The following is an 18,289-nucleotide window of genomic DNA, read 5'->3' on the forward strand; positions in this document are numbered from 1 at the left end:
TGTGCTTCTGTCTACTTTATAATGCAAGAACTGTGCCAACTATTTTTTTGCTGTAAGAATAGGCTAGCTCTAAAAATATGAAGATAAAAAGCAAAAAAAATAAGCGTTTATGGAGAGAAATAAGCATTAAAATTTGGCATTTTCTTTTATCTCGTCAGAAATATTATAAAAAATTTTGCGTATTAAAATTGTTTCTGATTAAATAAAAAACAAGCAGTGTAAAAAGGAGCGAACTTAGATGCATGAAAATAATGTGGAATATTTAAAATATTTAAAGCGAACTTATGAGCGAATTATGGATGAACTAGATGTTGGATTACATGTTGTAAATAAAGATGGTAAAACCATTTTGTATAACAAAAAGATGATGGAAATGGAATTTATGAAAAGTGAAGATGTGTTAGATAAAGATTTACTTGAAGTGTTTATGTTTAAAAAAGGTCAACAAAGTACATTGCTTAGAGCATTAGAGGCAGGGGAAGAAACAAAAAACGAGAAGCAAACGTACTTTAACAATAAAGGGAAAGAAGTAACAACGGTCAACAATACATTTCCTATCATAGAAAAAACGGAGATCCAAGGGGCAGTGGAAATTGCACGGGATATTACCAAGATTGAGAGGTTAGTAAGAGAGAATATAAAGAGAAAGAAAGAAAGTAAGTTTACTTTTGAGAACATTATTGGGAAAAGCTCAGCTATTCAAGAAGTAATTGAAAGTGCTAAACGAGCAACGCGTACCTCGTCTTACGTACTGATTGTAGGAGAAACAGGAACAGGTAAAGAGCTTTTTGCTCAAGGAATCCATTACGAGAGCAATCGTGCATCACGTCCTTTTATTTCTCAAAACTGTGCTGCTCTTCCAGATAACTTGATTGAAAGCTTGCTTTTTGGTACAAAACGAGGTGCTTTTACAGGGGCTGCTGATCATGCAGGATTATTTCAACAAGCAGAAGGAGGAACCTTGCTTCTCGATGAGATTAATTCTTTAAATATTCATCTTCAAGCTAAGCTGTTGCGTGTTTTGCAAGAAAAGAAGGTGAAGAGAATAGGAGATACGAAGGAAACGTCTGTTGATGTAAGAATTATTGCACATATTAACGAAGATCCAATTGATGCTATTGCAAATAAGCATTTACGAAAAGATTTATATTATCGTTTAGGAGTTGTGACCCTTTTTATTCCACCGTTACGAGAAAGAAAAGAAGATATTCCGCTTCTTGCTCAGCATTTTATTCTAAAATATAATAAGCTTTTTCAGATGGATGTCCAAAAGATAAGTGAAGATGTTTTACAACTATTTTTATCTTATGAATGGCCCGGTAATGTAAGGGAGCTAGAGCATGTTATTGAGGCTGCCATGAATATTATGGGGGATGAGGAGGAGAGGATTGAACGTTATCATCTACCTATGCAATATAGAGCGAAATGGGAAGCGCGTGAAGAAGTAGAAGAGAAAGATCCTTTGTTTAAAATGAAGGCTTTTCAAACTCTTTCTCTGAAAGACCAAATGAAGTCATTTGAGAGATATTGTATTGTCCATGCTTTAAGAGAAAACAATTTTAAAATCTCGAAAACAGCTCATGTGCTAGGATTAAGTCGTCAAAGTTTACAATATCGAATGAAGAGGTTAAATATTGAGAAAGAATGAAAGGAAAAAGTGTGAGTATACAGTTGTTTTTCTTGTGATCTATAACTAAAAAGACCTCCTCACAAGCAGAATAACAAGCTAAAAAGCAAAAATATTTGACAATTTAAATATGTATAAATAATCAAAAAAATGTCGAGTTGAGTCATTTACCCTTTATCACTTACACTAAAAGATAAGAAACGAGAGGGGGAGAAACATGAAAAGAGAAATTTCGATTATTGGAGCACCAATGGATTTAGGTCAAGCAAGAAGAGGGGTAGATATGGGGCCAAGCGCAATTAGATGTGCAGGCTTAAGTGAAAGACTACAACGTTTAGGATACGAAGTTTATGATGAGGGAGACATTGAAATCGAAATTAGAGAAAGAGCAAAATCAACGTCATCTACTCACTTAAAAAACTTAGAGGCTGTTGCAGAAGGAAATCAACGGCTGTGTACAAAAATCCAAGAGGTCATTAGTTTAGGACGTTTTCCACTTGTTGTTGGTGGAGATCATAGCATTGCGATTGGAACGCTTGCAGGTGTATCAAAACGTGCTGAAAATTTAGGCGTGATTTGGTATGACGCACATGGTGATTTAAATACAGCTGAAACATCGCCATCAGGAAATATCCACGGTATGCCGCTTGCTGTAAGTTTAGGAATGGGTCATCCTCTTCTAACAAACATCGGTGGATACCTTCCAAAAGTAAAGCCAGAAAACATCGTTATTATTGGAGCTCGTTCTCTTGATGTAGGAGAAAAAGAATTAATAAGAGAAAAAGGAATTCGCGTATATACAATGCATGAGATTGATCGTTTGGGAATGACAAAGGTAATGGAGGAAGCGGTTTCATACTTGAAAGAAAGAACAGATCACGTTCATCTTTCACTTGATTTAGATGGACTTGATCCAAAAGAAGCTCCTGGTGTCGGAACTCCTGTTGTGGGTGGAATTAGCTATAGAGAAAGTCATCTTGCTATGGAAATGCTAGCAGAAGCTAATTTTATTACATCTGCTGAATTTGTCGAAATTAATCCTATTTTAGATGACCTTAATCGAACAGCTGAAGTCGCTGTTGCATTAGTTGGTTCTCTTTTAGGAGAAAACCTGCTCTTCGAACAAAAAAACCTGCTTACGTTAACTTCATCTTGATAAAGACTAAAAGATTAAGTGAATAGAAAACAAGATAACCAATCTCCTGTTAATTTTTTATGGCAGTGATGATTGGTCTCTTTTTTAGTAAGGAATGCCAAGTTTTTTGGCAGGATAATTAAAAATTGGGCGTTTATATTAATCTGAATACTCGTTTAACTAGGAATGTTTATATGGCATAAAACTTGCACTATATATTTAACAAGTAAAAGATAGCTTACTCACTTGATCAGAGATAGAAAACGAAAGGGTGTTTCTATGGGAAGAGAAAAAGAGCAACAATATGAATTAAAGAGGACAATGAATTCCAGGCACTTATTTATGATTTCTTTAGGTGGATGTATTGGGACAGGCTTCTTTATTGGGTCAGGATATACGATTTATGAAGCTGGTTCAACAGGAGCCATTTTTGCATACTTAGTTGGTGGATTTATTATGTATTTAACACTGCTTTGTCTAGGTGAACTTTCCGTTGCGATGCCTGTATCAGGATCATTTCAGACATATGCAACAAAATTTATCGGATCTGGAACAGGATTTGCTATTGGGTGGCTCTATTGGCTAGGATGGGCTGTAACGATTGCTTTAGAATTTTTATCAGCTGGACAGCTTATGCAAAGGTGGCTTCCAGATTCACCTGTTTGGATGTGGTGTCTCATTTTTGCTGCTCTTATGTTTTTCTTAAATGCTCTTTCTGCAAAAGCTTTTGGTGAAACAGAGTTTATCTTTTCAAGTATCAAAATTCTTGCCATTATTTTATTCATTGGAGTTGGCGGAGCTGCTATGTTTGGTTTGATTGAAATGAATGACGGTCAAGCTGCTCCCTTTTTCTCTCATTTTACAACTGATGGTCTTCTCCCGAACGGAGTGACAGCTCTTCTTATTACAATGATTAGCGTTAATTTCTCATTTCAAGGAACAGAACTAATTGGCATTGCAGCAGGGGAAAGTGAAAATCCTGAAAAGACAATTCCTCGTTCCATCCGCCAAACGGTTTGGAGAACACTTTTTTTCTTTGTTCTGTCTGTATTTGTTCTCGCAGGTGTTATTCCAAGGACGGAAGCAGGAGTTTCTGAAAGCCCTTTTGTTGTTGTTTTGGACCGCATCGGTGTACCGTATTCAGCTGATATTATGAATTTTGTTATTCTAATTGCTCTTTTATCAGTAGCTAATTCAGGGCTGTATGCTGCAACACGTATGTTGTACTCTTTGTCACGAGAAGGAATGGCAAGCCCTCGTTTAGGAAAAGTAAACGAACGGGGAGTTCCAATTAACGCTCTGCTTATCACACTTGCTATATCAGGTCTTTCATTATTATCAGGAGTATTTGCTGCTGAGACGGTCTTTGTTTGGTTGCTTTCATTAGCAGGACTCGGTGCTCAAATTGGGTGGATTGCCATTACGGCTTCTTTGCTTGGCTTTAGAAAAAAATACATTAGTCAAGGTGGGAAGATAGAAGATTTAAAGTTTAAAGCACCGCTTTATCCCATTTTGCCCGCTGTGGCCCTAATTGCAAATTGTATTGTTATGGCAAGTTTGGCCTTTGATGCTGAACAGCGTATGGCACTGTATTGGGGAGGAGGATTTTATATTTGTTGTTACCTTGTTTATCATCTTAGAGTGAAGAAAAAACACCGCATTAAAACATATGAACAAGAACTTCAGCTTAATGAAGGAAAGAAGATGGTCATGTAAAAAAAGCAGCTCGCATATGAGCTGCTTTTTATAGTTTATGTTTGCATAGTACAGATTGAATCATAAAATATTCAATTGATGCTGGAAGCTCTTCTTTAATTGGTTTTAATCGCTCTGTTCCTACTTTTTCAATAGCCGTTAAAATGGCTTCTTCTTGCTCACCCGTGAAAATTTTATCCCATTCCATTGGGTAGCCTTCTTCTACAGCTCTCAAAATGTGTTTTTCAACCGTTTGTTTTGTCATAGAACGCTCTTTTGCAATTGTTTTAGTATCATGACCTTGTTGAAAAAGATCATATGAAACAACATAACTTTTTTGATCTCCTGTTTCTTGTTTAGAAGATGGAGTATCTGATAGCTTTTGGATTGGAGTAATATTATTTTCTAATACAAAAGCTGAAATAGCTTCTAAAAACGGCTGGCCGTAACGTTCAAACTTGACTTCGCCAACTCCATTCATATTCAAAAAGGCTTCTTTTGTTGTTGGATAGTAGCGACTAAAATCTTTAAGAGTGCCATCTGCAAAAATTAAATATGGTGGATAGCCTTTTTCATCAGCTATTTCTTTTCGCAATGTTCGCAAACGCTCAAATAATTGTTCATCTATCATTTGCTCTGGAGCTGTTTTTGTTTCAATCTCACGTTTCCATACCGTTTCTTTTCCTTGTAAAAGGGAGTATCCTTTCTCGCCGATATAAACGGTCGGATATTGATGGTTTGTAAGTAAAAGGTACTTTTCAGCTAGCAAATAATGAATAAGGGAAGAAATTTGTTTTTCGGTTTTCTCTTTCATCAATCCATAGGTTGACAAAGTTTGAAAGTTAAACTGGAGAATCTTCTTGTTTTTGGAGCCTTTCAACACTTGAGCAACTAATGTAACACCGAAGCGTTCTTTCATTCGTTTCACACAAGAAATAATCATGAGCGCTTCTTTTGTAATATCAATTTTTTCTCCCGTATCAAGGCAATTTGAACATTTTCCACATGTGCTCTGATCTTCTTTTCCTTGAAAATAAGAAAGAATATAGCTCTGCAAGCATTGCTCTGTATGACAATATTGAACGATCGTTTGTAAGTTTTCATATTCTTGTTGCTGCCGTTCTGCTGATGTGGATTGTTCAATAAGAAACTTCTGGACACTCACATCTTGAGAATGAAAGAGAAGAATACATTCGCTTTCTTCTCCATCACGGCCAGCGCGCCCTGCTTCTTGATAGTAATTTTCAATATTTTTAGGCATGTTGTAGTGAATAACATATCTGACATTAGATTTGTCAATTCCCATTCCAAAGGCATTTGTTGCGACAATTACTTGACAGTTATCATAAATAAAATCATTTTGAGCCTCTTGTCGCTCAACATCTGAAAGACCAGCATGATAAGCCCGAGCTTTTATTCCTTTTTTGGTTAATAATATTGAAAGTTGATCACAGAGCTTGCGAGAAGCAACGTAAATAATTCCCACTTCTTTTTGATGATTTTCAATGTACTGTAGAAGGTATTTTTGCTTATCAACTCCACGAAGAACTTGAAACGATAGATTTTCGCGTGCAAATCCGGTTACATAGGTATCTTCTTTTTCAATAGAAAGAAGAGTACATATGTCTTTCATTACTTCTTCTGTAGCAGTTGCTGTTAAAGCTGCTACAACGACATTTTGAGGAAGTGAAAAAATTCGGTTTACAATAGACCGATAGCTTGGACGGAAATCATGTCCCCATTTTGAAATACAGTGAGCTTCATCAAAAGCAATAAATGTTAAAGGGAGCTTCTCAAGCCATGTAACAAACTCTAAAGACTCAAATCGTTCTGGTGCCACATATACAATTTTATAAATGCCGTTTTCAATTTCCCACATTATATTTGATATTTCTTCATATGAAAGAGAACTATTTAAAAATGTAGCAGGGATATGAATAGAGTTTAAAGCGTCTACCTGGTCTTTCATGAGGGAAATTAATGGAGAAATAACGAGGGTAATTCCTTCGAAAAGGAGAGCCGGAATTTGATAACAAATCGATTTCCCACCGCCAGTTGGCATAATACCGAGCGTATTTCGTTTTTCGAGGATGCTCGTAATCACTCCTTCTTGTCCAGGGCGAAATGTTTCATATCCGAAGTGCTTTAATAGCATATTTTCTGCGTTTTTCAATTCTACCAAAATAATCACCAGCCTAATCTAAAAACATATGATGAATAGATTAAAATTCATAATCTACTATTCGTATTTTATTATACATGAAGAAAGAAGAGGAAGAAAATGAAAGCCATTTATTTATAGTTGACGAGACATGTATATACAAGGTAAAATGACATTATAACTTGTATATACATGTTTTTGTTTTTATTGAATCTTATTGAAAAGGGAATTAAATGAGGTTTTTGTAAGCGTTAACAAAAAAAGGGGGGCGTTTCCATAGTGAATAGAGCATCTGTAGAACAAATTGTCCATGCTTTAGGCGGAAAAGAAAATATTTCAACAGCAACACATTGTGTAACACGTTTACGACTTGTGTTAAAAGATGAAAGTAGAGTAAATCATGAAGAACTAAATAATATAGATCTTGTTAAAGGATCTTTCTCAACAAATGGACAATTCCAAGTTGTTATAGGACAGGGAACAGTTGATAAAGTGTATAAGGAATTTGTAAACATTACAGGGGTTGGAGAAGCTTCAAAAGAAGAAGTGAAAGATGAAGCATCTAAAAAAATGAATCCGCTTCAGCGTGCTGTCAAAGCTCTTGCTGACATCTTTATTCCGATTCTACCAGCTATCGTAACAGCAGGTCTTTTGATGGGGATTAATAACATATTAACAAACCCAAATATCTTTTTTGATAGCAAATCTGTTGTCGATGTATACTCACAATGGGGAGATTTTGCAAATATTATTAATTTAATTGCTAATACAGCCTTTACCTTCTTGCCTGGATTAATTGGTTGGTCAGCGGTTACAAAATTTGGGGGAAGTCCGATATTAGGAATTGTTCTCGGATTGATGCTTGTTCACCCAGATCTTTTAAACGCGTGGGGATATGGAGAAGCACAAAATAAAGGTGATATTGCAACATGGAACTTATTCGGTCTTGAAATTGAGAAAGTGGGCTATCAAGGGCAAGTTCTTCCTGTGTTAGTAGCTTCGTACGTTCTTGCTAAAATTGAACAATTCTTAAGAAAAAGAATACCAGATGCGATTCAGCTGTTAGTGGTAGCTCCAGTAGCCCTTTTAGTAACAGGGTTCTTATCCTTTATTATCATTGGTCCAATCACAATGAATCTTGGTGGCTTTATTACAGACGGAGTTGTTTATTTATTTGATAAAGCCCCAATTGTTGGAGGCCTTGTATATGGAGGGCTTTATGCACCGCTTGTTATTACAGGAATGCATCATACATTTTTAGCAGTTGATCTTCAGCTTATTGGTACAATTGGCGGAACTTTCTTGTGGCCTATGCTCGCTCTTTCTAATATTGCTCAGGGATCAGCAGCTCTTGCGATGATGCTTGTTGTAAAAAATGAAAAAGTTAAAGGTCTTGCAGGTGCCTCATCTCTTTCTGCTTACTTAGGTGTTACAGAACCAGCTATGTTTGGCGTCAATTTACGTTTCCGTTATCCTTTTATTGCAGCAATTATTGGTTCCGCTATTGGAGGGGTAGTGTTAGCAACAAACCTTGTTAAAGCTTCATCCGTTGGAGTTGGAGGCTTACCTGCCTTTTTCTCTATTATGCCATCATTTTGGCCTGTCTTTTTCATAGGAATGGGCATAAGCATTGTTGTTCCATTTTTACTAACCCTTGTAATGGGGAAGTTTGCAAATCGAAAAGAAGTGAAAGTAAAACGTTCTATAAGCCAATAAAGAGATAAAAAGAGGAGAGGATAAAAGGTTATGAAACATGAATGGTGGAGAAAGGCCGTAGTTTATCAAATCTACCCTAAAAGTTTTTATGATACAGAAGGAACAGGAGTTGGCGATCTTAAAGGGGTTACAAAAAAGCTTGATTACTTAAAAACATTAGGTGTTGATGTTATTTGGCTAACCCCAATTTATGAATCACCTCAAAATGATAACGGTTACGATATTAGTGATTACTACAAGATTTACGAACCTTATGGAACGATGGAAGACTTCGAAGACCTTCTTTTTCAAGCACATGAAAAAGGATTAAAAATTGTTATGGATATTGTTGTTAATCATACGTCAATAAACCATAAATGGTTCAAAGAAGCAAAGAAAGGTCCCTCTAACCCTTATCGAGATTTCTATATTTGGAAAGATGGCAAAGAAGGAGGTCCACCAACAAACTGGAAATCCAAGTTTGGTGGATCTGCATGGGAATATGACGAAGATAGCAACCAATATTATTTACATCTTTATGATGTTACCCAAGCTGATTTAAATTGGGAAAATGAAAAGGTACGCCAAGAAGTTTATAAAATGATGAACTTCTGGTTCCAAAAAGGTGTGGATGGCTTCCGTCTTGATGTTATTAATGTGATTTCAAAAGATCAGCGCTTTTTAGATGATGATAATGGAGACGGCCGTAAATATTATACAGATGGCCCGCGTGTTCATGAATATATGAATGAAATGAATAGAACGGTATTTTCAAAATATAACGTAATGACGGTTGGAGAAATGTCATCAACCACTCCAGAGGAATGTGTAAAGTATACGAATCCAGAAAGACAGGAGCTAAATATGACTTTCAACTTTCATCATTTAAAAGTAGATTACAAAGACGGTGAGAAATGGAGCAACGCACCATTTGATTTCTTACAGCTCAAAGAAATCCTTTCACACTGGCAAGCATATATGGAGAAAGGGGACGGGTGGAATGCGCTTTTTTGGTGCAACCATGACCAGCCGCGTGTTGTCTCCCGCTATGGAAATGATCAAGAATATCATAAAGAATCAGCAAAAATGCTCGCAACTGTTGTTCATATGATGAAAGGAACACCATACATTTATCAAGGTGAAGAGATTGGAATGACAAATTCCGATTTTAGCGATATTCAACAATATCGCGATGTTGAATCACTGAATATGTTTAAAGAAAAAAAAGAAGAAGGATGGTCAGAGGAAGAAATTCTAGCCATTTTAAAGCAAAAGTCTCGGGATAACTCGAGAACACCAATGCAGTGGAATGATGATAAGAATGGTGGTTTTACGACAGGAACACCATGGATTTCGCTTGCTCCGAACTATGAGCGTATTAATGTGAAAGAAGCATTAGAAGATGAAGAGTCTATTTTTTATCACTATCAAAAATTGATAGAACTTCGAAAAACGTACAACATAATTACAGAAGGAGATTATAAGCTATTACTACGAGAAGATGAGCGGATTTTTGCCTATACACGTAATACAGAAGAAGAACAGCTTGTTGTACTGAATAACTTTTATAGTGAAGAACGATCATTTTCTTTACCTGAAAGTGTGATAGAAAATGGTGAGCTTCTGTTAGGAAACTACAGTGATGCTCCTTCGTTACAAAGAACAATAACATTACGACCTTATGAGTCAGTTGTTTATCTTTCTAAAAAGTAACAATAGCTATTGCCATACGTAATGAACAACAATTACACTTTATAATGGTGATGAAAATGAAAGAAAATAAATATATGAGTATATATCAAAATATTGTAAAAGACGTGAAAAGAGGGGAGTACAAGCCAGGTGACAAACTTCCCTCAGAGCACGAACTTGCCGAGCATTATGAAACATCAAGAGAAACAATTCGTAAATCGCTAAACTTGTTAGCTCAAAACGGCTATATCCAAAAGATTCGTGGGAAGGGATCTATTGTTCTGGATATGACACAATTTAACCTCCCTATTTCAGGCCTTGTTAGCTTTAAAGAGCTCTCTAAGGAGATGAGTAATCCCCCTAAAACAAAAGTAAACGAGCTTACGGAAATGGAAGGGAACGCTTTTTTAGAGAAAGTTTTAGAACTCTCACCAGGGGAGAAGGTGTGGCAAGTTGTCCGCTCACGGAATTTTGATGGAGAAAACGTTATTTTAGACAAAGATTACTTCAAAAAAAGTATTGTTGAGCAATTGACAGTTGAGATTTGTAAGAACTCTATTTACGAGTATTTAGAGAAAGACTTAGGATTGATTATTAGTTTTGCTAAAAAAGAGTTTGTTGTGGAAAAATGTACAGAAGAAGACTACGCATATTTAGATTTAAAAGGTTATGACCATGTTGTTGTTGTGCGCAACTACGTTTATCTTGAAGATGCGACTCTTTTTCAATACACGGAATCAAGACATCGTCTTGACAAATTCCAGTTCGTCGATTTCGCTAGAAGAGAAAAATAAGACACGGCATACAGCCGTGTCTTTTTTTATTGTGAAGAAGGAAGAATAAGGATTAAAATAATGGTTAGGAGGGAAACTATGGAGAGAAATTCAAAAAGCGTAGGAAGCCATATTATGGCTATAACTTTAATTGTACTTCTCGTCTTATTTTCAGCTAGCATCATTTTCTTTGGTATTTTATTTGGAACAGTTGGTTTTTTTCATATTTCAAACTCAAGTTATGACTCTATTTGGTCTGTTTGCTTATTTATTTTACTTCTTTCTTTTGTAAGTGGATTTCTAGAGCTTTTTGAGTATTTATTGAAGATTATAATAACAGGGATCTCTGCACAGCATAAAGTAACCGTTCTTTTAAAGTATGGAGTAGAACTTCTCTTTCTTTATGGATCTCTTTCCATTGTAGACGACTGGATGGAGAGTATTTCACTATCTTCGTATAGTAAACTATTTTTCGCTATTTTACTTCTTATCATTGGAAATATTGATTCTTTACAAAAAAAGAAGCATAAAAATAAATGAAGAGTAATGAATAGATTAAATTTCTAGTTCGTTAGCCTCTTAATAAAAATTCGTTTTTTATGTATAATGATGTAATTATTGTGGCAGAAGAAGAAGTGGAGTGCCGGTAGAAAATGTGCTGTACGGCCTTTTTACCGGTTATTTGTAATGAGAAAAAAACGAAGGGTAAAATTATTCAAATAAACTAATATTCAGTCTATTTATTTACCTCTAGAACTTCTCTTTCAAGTTCAGTAGAATAGAGAAATGAGCTTATTTTATGTATAACCTATTCATTATTTTGAATACGGTTAAAGGAGTGTTTTAATGAGTAATAATGAACAACAAAATAATGGCTTACAAAGAACAATGAAAGCCCGACACTTGTTTATGATCTCCTTAGGAGGCTGTATTGGAACAGGCTTCTTTTTAGGATCAGGATATACAATTAACCAAGCAGGTTCACTAGGTGCAGTTTTATCGTACTTAGTAGGTGGACTTGTAATGTACTTAACCCTTGTTTGTTTAGGTGAGTTATCTGTTGCAATGCCTGAGTCAGGATCATTCCAGACATATGCTACAAAATTTATTGGTCCTGCAACGGGATTCGCTATTGGCTGGCTATACTGGTTAGGTTGGGGTGTAACGGTTGCCCTAGAATTTTTATCATCAGGTCAGCTTATGCAACGATGGTTTCCAGATTCGCCAATCTGGATGTGGTGTTTAATCTTTACTGTTGTTGTCTTTTTACTAAATGCTTTATCAGCAAAAGCATTTGGGGAATCAGAATTTGTCTTTTCAAGTATTAAGATATTAGCCATTTTATTATTTATTATTGTCGGAGGAGCTGCCATGTTTGGGCTTGTAGACATGAAAGGTGGAGAAAGTGCGCCATTTTTCTCTCACTTTGTTAGTGACGGTCTTTTCCCGAATGGCGTAACAGCTCTTCTTATTACCATGATTAGCGTAAACTTTTCGTTCCAAGGAACAGAACTTATTGGGATTGCAGCAGGAGAAAGTGAAAACCCTGAAAAAACAATTCCAAAATCCATTCGACAAACGGTATGGAGAACGCTTTTCTTCTTTGTTCTTTCTGTAGTTATTGTAGCAGGAGTATTACCAAGAGAGCAGGCGGGTGTTGTTGAAAGTCCATTCGTGGCTGTGTTAGATAAAGTTGGCGTACCATATGCAGCAGATATTATGAATTTTGTAATTTTAATTGCACTTTTGTCTGTTGCAAACTCAGGTCTTTATGCAGCAACTCGTATTCTTTATTCGCTTTCTAAAGAAGGAATGGCAAGCCCTTCAATTGCTAAAGTAAATAAAAAAGGGATTCCAATGAATGCGTTGCTGATTACACTTGCTGTAGCACTCTTATCGCTTCTTTCAAGCGTTTTTGCAGCGGAAACCGTATTTGTATGGCTTCTGTCACTTGCAGGATTAGGAGCACAAATCGGTTGGATTGCAATTACCTGGTCACATCTAGCGTTTAGAAAGAAATATGTGCAACAAGGCGGAAAAGTAGAAGATTTAAAGTTTAAAACTCCGCTTTATCCATTTTTACCTGCAGTTGCTTTAATTGCAAACTGTATCGTTATGGCAAGCATGGCGTTTGATGGAGAACAACGATTAGCTCTTTATTGGGGAGGCGGCTTTTTCATTGCTTGTTACATTTACTACTTTATTCGAGTAAAAGGCAAGCGAGAAGGAAAAGAGTTTAAACAAGAAGTAGAGCTAAAAGAAGGAAAACGAATGATGATGTAACACAAAAGGAGCGATTTCTCACAGGAGAAATCGCTCCTTTTTGTTTTAAAACGTAAAGTGAAAAAGCTTAGGAGCATAATAGCAAATGGCCATCACGAGGAAAGAAGAGAGAAGGAAAATGACATCCTTCTTTTTGATAGACGTTGTTTTATAAAAAACGCGTCCTTTCGCTCCTGTAAATCCTTTTGATTCCATAGCAAGTGCTGTTCGTTCAGCTTTACGAATAGCGCTTGCTAAAAGAGGGATAATATAACGTTTCAACTGATGAATGCGGTCTTTAAGCGTTGTAGCCCGTTTAATTCCGCGAATGCGATGAGCATTTTGAATGGTTTGAAACTCATCTTTCATCTGAGGTAGAAAGCGATAACCTGCTAGTATCCCGTAAGCAAATTTAGGTGGCAGCTTACATTGCTGCATAAGACTTAACATCAGTTCTGTTTTATCTGTTGTAAAAATAAATAATAGGGAGAGGGAGGCAAAACCAAGCACTCTCAAAGCAAGGCTAAGTCCATTTTGAAGCGTTGACTCTGTAACCGTAATAAACCAAAAATGAGCGATAATTTTGCTTCCTATTTTAAATTCTTCGTCTGCAAAAACGATGGAAGTCCACAAGTAGCCAAAAGCCACAAGCAGAAAAGGAAGCAGAACAAGGAGCCATTTTTTAAAAGAAACCTTCCCAAATGCAAATGTGGCTAAAACGGTGATGATAAAGAATAATAAAGGCGTCCACACTGTCAAAAAGAGTGATAAGAAAATAACAGAAAGTAAAACAACAAGTCCTTTTATTGCAGGATTAACCTCTTCAAGTTGCAAGGAGTTCACCTTCTTTCTCTAGCGCACATTGAACTTTTATTTCAAGCGGGAGGTCAAGACTAGCTTTTTGAAGCAAAGCTTGTTCTTCCCAAAGTGATTCTGTTTGTCCGTTAAAAAGTAACTTTCCTTCATGTAAAACGAGAACCCGATCAGCTTTTTCGTGAACAAGCTCCATATCATGAGTAATTAAAAGCACTGTTGTCCCGTCCTTTACCCGCTGATCTAAAAGGGTTAGAAGCTCTTTTGTTGTTTGTGCATCTTGTCCAAATGTTGGCTCATCTAAAATTAAAAAGGATTGTTCATCGACAAGCATTGTTGCTACACTTAAGCGTCGCTTTTGACCTTGACTTAGTGAAAAGGGATTTTGATCTCTAACATGCAGAAGTCGGAACGCTTCTAGCACATGTTTCGTTTTCTCTGTTATCTCTTCTTCTAATAAACCTTGGAGACGAAGGCCAAATGCTACTTCTTCAAAAACACTATCTGTTACAAACTGATGCTCAGGATTTTGAAAAACATAGCCTGTTTTTCGACGAAGTGCTTTTTCGTCCCATTCTTTTAAATTCTTATTTTCTAATAAAATTTGGCCTGAAGAAGGTTTTTTTAAACGAGAGAGCAAGGTGGAGAGCGTAGACTTTCCAGCGCCATTTGTTCCAATAAGAGCTACGATTTCACCTCGGCCAATCTTAAACGAAAGATTGTTAAGAAGGGAAGGTCCTTTCTTTTGATAAGAAAAAGAAACATTTTGAACATCAATAAGCGTTTCCTTTTCTCTTTCATTTTTCTCCCTATTGAAAAAGGGAGGAGGAGACTGAAGTCCTTTTATAAACTCTTCCATTGAAAGAGGGAGAGCTCCTTGCTTGTACCAGCCTTTTTCAATTCCTGTATAGGCAAGGGAACTAATATGTGGAATCCATGTCCCATGTTCAATCAAAAGCTCATAGTGATGTTTAAAGCAGTCTTCTAACGAAGTATCAAGGATCATTTCTCCATCTTTATTAAAAACTAAACAGCGCTTTATGAGATGAACCCAATCATCTAATTTATGTTCAATAACTAAAAGCGTAAATTTATATTCCTCTTGTAGCGTTGAGACGAGTGAAACAAGTTCTTTCGTTGAAGCAGGATCAAGATTTGCAGTTGGTTCATCTAGAATAAGAATGTCTGGTTGAAGAGCGAGCACACAAGCAAGTGCTAGCTTTTGTTTTTGTCCTCCAGATAGAATAGAAATAGAGCTTTGTTTATAAGGAAGAAGTCCAACAAGAGAAAGTACTTCATCAATCCGCTCTTCCATGTTTTCTGTTGGATAGTTAATATTTTCAAGCCCAAAAGCAACTTCATCTTCAAGCGTTAACATACAAAACTGGTTGTCTGGATTTTGAAATACTACTCCTACGCGTTGGCAGGCCTCTCCGGCTTCAAAGGAAGAAAGATCTCTTCCGAAAATCTGTACTTCTCCATTCAAACTACCGTCAACGGCTTCTGGATACAATCCATTAAGGCAAAAGGTGAGAGTACTTTTGCCTGCACCACTCGGTCCTAATACAAAAATACTGTCACCTTTAGAAGCTGAAAAAGAAATATTCTGCAGCTTTTTTTCTTCATCTTCTTCAAATGAAAAACTTACATTTTTAACATTAAGAGGCAGTTGATTTTCGATCATTTTTTGTTCCCACCCGTTTTTTACGTTCTTTTCCAAGCGCAAAACCATTTAAAACACCTGTGTTTGCAAGTTGATCACTTAGCCATTTACCAAGTAAACCAGCAAGAAGAGCTCCGCTGACAAGTCGGACAGCAAGCATTGTACTAACATAAGAAGGATCAAGAGCATTGTAGCCTGACAAGAAATAGCCCATGATAAAGCTTGTTACAGAGGCACCCATACCAGATAGCATGAGAATTGGCAGCGAGTATCGTTTCCAACCAGTAGCTGCGAATACAAGCTCAGGACCTATCCCTTGCACAACTCCTGTCAAAAGAAGACGAGGACCTGAGGCATTTCCAATCAGCAATTCAACAGCAGCAGCAATTGTTTCTGAAATGAGGGCTGCTCCTGGTTTTCTAATGATATAGGCTGTAATAATTGAAACGATAAACCATATTCCGAAAATAAATTCATATCCTAAGAGTCCAAACATTCCGAATAAAACATTTCCAAGCTGTGTGAAAAGAAGGTACACAACAGCAAATACAACAGCTAATGCAGACATTACGACAATTTCCTTTAGCTTCCAGCTCTTTGTCATTTTCCATCACCAGGCTTTCTTTTTGTTGAAGGGCTGTTCGCTGATAAGTTGACGGTCATCACAACGTGACTTGCTTCTTTTTGGGAAGAAAGAAAAGCATCCTTAATTGTCCGGAAAATAGTGTGCGTATCGCCATCAAGATGCGTTGCATAGTGAACACCAGCAACAAATACTCCCTGTTTTTTTGCTGTTTTAACGCCATCCATAATCACGTCCATATAGTAGGGAATGCCCATTGGATAAAGAGCGAACTGCATAGCTGTTTCAATAGAAATATCCTTGCTTTTCTCCTCGTTTAAGAGCACATCATCTTCAGATAAGTAAACATCACCTTCAGAGTCTCCAGGACATCCAACAGAGAAGGAACCATTTAATACAACGTGAACCCCTGTTTTAGCTGCGTGAAGATAAATAGCTTTTACAACGTCGAAAACATGTTCATTCCGCCCGCGTACACATGTGCTCACATTATCCGTTTTAATCCATACTTTTGATGTATCAACTTCTCTTAGCGCCGTTTTAATCACTTCAATAAAGTTATCGCACATTGGATAAAGAGAGAAGCGACATCCATAGATTCTACTTGTACCGCAAAGCTGTTCATTCATTTCTACTTCCTCCTAAAAGTTTATAAACACAAAAAAACTGCATCTTAAGGAAGATGCAGTCACATAGACAAAAATGTAGAGTCAATCAACATAAAAGTCGTATATTGCTACACTTCCCCACGCTAGTATTATCTAGATCGGGTTATAAGGGATCGGAACAAACATTCACATCTCAGCTAATTAGCACCCCTAGTGCGTTATACTATACAGTTTTTTCGCTTATACACATCATAAAAGAAAGATGCTTTTTTGTAAATAGAAAGATAGATTACAGACCAGCAGAAATTTGCGTAGGCCGCTTTGTTTTCTTTCTTCTAATGCTAGGAATCTTCAAATAAGTCCAAAGTCTCCAAACCCATTCCAAAGGTCCAATGACGAAGAATTGGAGCCACAGTTTGCTAAGAAAAAGCTGAATCGTAAAGAAAACAATAGTAAATACAATACCGCCTGTAACCCCTACTTTGCTGAATAACCCAAATCCATACCCATAAAAAAGGAACGTAAAGACAATTGATTGAGAAAGATAGTTTGTTAGTGAAAGCTTTCCAGCTCGAGCTAACGCATTCGATAGTTTTTTCCATCGATTACTATAGGTTAAAAGAGCAATGCTTGAAATATAAAAAATGGCCACAAGAGGAGCTCCTAGAGAAGAGCTAAGACCTTCTAAACTGTCATTCTGTATAAACTGTGGGACGATCTTTAATGGAAATCCAATGAGAAGAGAAATCCACCACATTTTTTTATAAAGAGAAACATAGCGATCTGGTTCATGTAGCCACCTTTTAGCAGCAACATACGCTCCTAAAAAGAACATAGGAAGAGAAGCAAGAACCCCAAAGATACCAAAAGCAATCATTTCTCCATCACTTGTATCTTCAAAAGGCATACTATTGTTTCTAAAATGAACAACTTCACTATAAGAGCCTGTTGAATATACTTCTTTTTCTTGTGCAAGGTAGGAAGGACTTGTTGCTAGAGTATCTTCACTTCCTTCTTCAGCAGGAATAAATGAAAAAGCGCTCATCAAACCGATAATCACAAGAGCAATTGTAAGCCATACTTTTGGTTTGCACCAAAGAAACAAAAATAAACAAAAGCCGCATAAAGCGTAAGATGTTAAAATATCGCCTTCCCAAATATAAGTTCCATGTAAAAGTCCAAATGCGAGAAGAAGAAGGAGGCGGCGTAAGTAAACGGTCCAAAAACGTCGCTTTTTTTCTCGGCTTCGATCTCTTAAAATCATAACGCCAAATCCAAATAGAAAAGAAAAAAGAGTTACAAAGCTCCCAGTACCAAAAATATTAATGAAGGAGGCTGAAAATTTTTCCAAACCTTGAGAGGTTTCAATATATTCATATTCGCCAAATAGTCCATATTGAAAAATAAGCATATTAACAAGCAAAATTCCAAAGAGCGCAAAGCCTCTCATTGTATCAACAGAAGAAATTCGTTCAGTACCTCTGAGAGGGGAAAGAGCATTTTTCATATATTTAATCTCCTTTATATAAGTTCTAACTCCACTATATCGTATGAACATTACCAGCCTTCAACTGCTAGCTTA

Annotated in this window: 14 protein-coding genes and 1 riboswitch; of the genes, 8 read left to right on the top strand and 6 right to left on the bottom strand. The window is 36.5% G+C overall.

The features are described 5' to 3' along the window. The first annotated feature begins 238 nt into the window (after positions 1-238). The 3 genes from BM012_RS15055 to BM012_RS15065 all read left to right on the top strand — a co-directional run bounded on the left by BM012_RS15055 (position 239) and on the right by BM012_RS15065 (position 4,478). The gene (locus BM012_RS15055) at positions 239-1,648 is read left to right on the top strand and encodes a sigma-54 interaction domain-containing protein (protein WP_061803363.1); all 1,410 of its coding nucleotides are present in this window, start codon (positions 239-241) and stop codon (positions 1,646-1,648) included. 196 nt (positions 1,649-1,844) lie between these two features. Continuing rightward, on the top strand, positions 1,845-2,783 hold the full coding sequence (gene rocF / locus BM012_RS15060) for an arginase (protein ID WP_061803364.1): 939 nt from the start codon (positions 1,845-1,847) through the stop codon (positions 2,781-2,783). 258 nt (positions 2,784-3,041) lie between these two features. Then, positions 3,042-4,478: an amino acid permease gene (locus BM012_RS15065; protein WP_061803365.1), complete on the top strand. Its 1,437-nt coding sequence runs from the start codon at positions 3,042-3,044 to the stop codon at positions 4,476-4,478. 28 nt (positions 4,479-4,506) lie between these two features. On the opposite strand, the gene recQ is transcribed toward BM012_RS15065, so the two are convergent. Beyond that, positions 4,507-6,639, bottom strand: coding sequence for a DNA helicase RecQ (gene recQ / locus BM012_RS15070; protein ID WP_201030241.1), 2,133 nt, complete (start codon positions 6,637-6,639; stop codon positions 4,507-4,509). 258 nt (positions 6,640-6,897) lie between these two features. On the opposite strand from recQ, the gene treP reads away from it, so the two are divergent. The 5 genes from treP (at position 6,898) to BM012_RS15095 (ending at position 13,061) form a co-directional block, all read left to right on the top strand. Then, a complete protein-coding gene (gene treP, locus BM012_RS15075; RefSeq protein ID WP_061803366.1) occupies positions 6,898-8,334 on the top strand; it encodes a PTS system trehalose-specific EIIBC component in 1,437 nt (478 codons plus the stop codon). Positions 8,335-8,364: 30 nt separating this feature from the next. After that, positions 8,365-10,026, top strand: a complete 1,662-nt coding sequence (treC, locus tag BM012_RS15080) for an alpha,alpha-phosphotrehalase (RefSeq protein WP_061803367.1) — start codon at positions 8,365-8,367, stop codon at positions 10,024-10,026. A 56-nt stretch (positions 10,027-10,082) separates the two neighbouring features. Further along, positions 10,083-10,799: a trehalose operon repressor gene (treR, locus tag BM012_RS15085; RefSeq protein WP_061803368.1), complete on the top strand. Its 717-nt coding sequence runs from the start codon at positions 10,083-10,085 to the stop codon at positions 10,797-10,799. 78 nt (positions 10,800-10,877) lie between these two features. Further along, the gene (locus BM012_RS15090; protein ID WP_061803369.1) at positions 10,878-11,318 is read left to right on the top strand and encodes a YrvL family regulatory protein; all 441 of its coding nucleotides are present in this window, start codon (positions 10,878-10,880) and stop codon (positions 11,316-11,318) included. 306 nt (positions 11,319-11,624) lie between these two features. Further along, a complete protein-coding gene (locus tag BM012_RS15095; protein ID WP_061803370.1) occupies positions 11,625-13,061 on the top strand; it encodes an amino acid permease in 1,437 nt (478 codons plus the stop codon). Positions 13,062-13,106: 45 nt separating this feature from the next. Here BM012_RS15095 and BM012_RS15100 read toward each other — a convergent pair whose 3' ends face one another. The 5 genes from BM012_RS15100 to BM012_RS15120 all read right to left on the bottom strand — a co-directional run bounded on the left by BM012_RS15100 (position 13,107) and on the right by BM012_RS15120 (position 18,214). Beyond that, entirely contained in the window at positions 13,107-13,874 is a 768-nt protein-coding gene (locus tag BM012_RS15100) for an energy-coupling factor transporter transmembrane component T family protein (protein ID WP_061803371.1), read from the bottom strand. Next, positions 13,864-15,537, bottom strand: coding sequence for an ABC transporter ATP-binding protein (locus BM012_RS15105; protein WP_061803372.1), 1,674 nt, complete (start codon positions 15,535-15,537; stop codon positions 13,864-13,866). Before BM012_RS15105 ends, BM012_RS15100 begins: the two co-directional genes overlap by 11 nt. After that, positions 15,512-16,120: an ECF transporter S component gene (locus BM012_RS15110; protein WP_061803373.1), complete on the bottom strand. Its 609-nt coding sequence runs from the start codon at positions 16,118-16,120 to the stop codon at positions 15,512-15,514. The genes BM012_RS15105 and BM012_RS15110 overlap by 26 nt, the downstream gene beginning before the upstream one ends. Continuing rightward, positions 16,117-16,728 carry a YkoF family thiamine/hydroxymethylpyrimidine-binding protein gene (locus BM012_RS15115; RefSeq protein WP_061803374.1) on the bottom strand — a complete coding sequence of 204 codons (612 nt, stop codon included), beginning with the start codon at positions 16,726-16,728 and terminating at the stop codon, positions 16,117-16,119. The genes BM012_RS15110 and BM012_RS15115 overlap by 4 nt, the downstream gene beginning before the upstream one ends. Before the next feature lie 97 nt (positions 16,729-16,825). Continuing rightward, positions 16,826-16,929: riboswitch (TPP riboswitch) on the bottom strand. 67 nt (positions 16,930-16,996) lie between these two features. Next, entirely contained in the window at positions 16,997-18,214 is a 1,218-nt protein-coding gene (locus BM012_RS15120; RefSeq protein WP_061803375.1) for a DUF418 domain-containing protein, read from the bottom strand. Positions 18,215-18,289 lie beyond the last annotated feature (75 nt).

This window comes from Priestia endophytica DSM 13796 (assembly GCF_900115845.1).
Classification (GTDB): domain Bacteria; phylum Bacillota; class Bacilli; order Bacillales; family Bacillaceae_H; genus Bacillus_I; species Bacillus_I endophytica.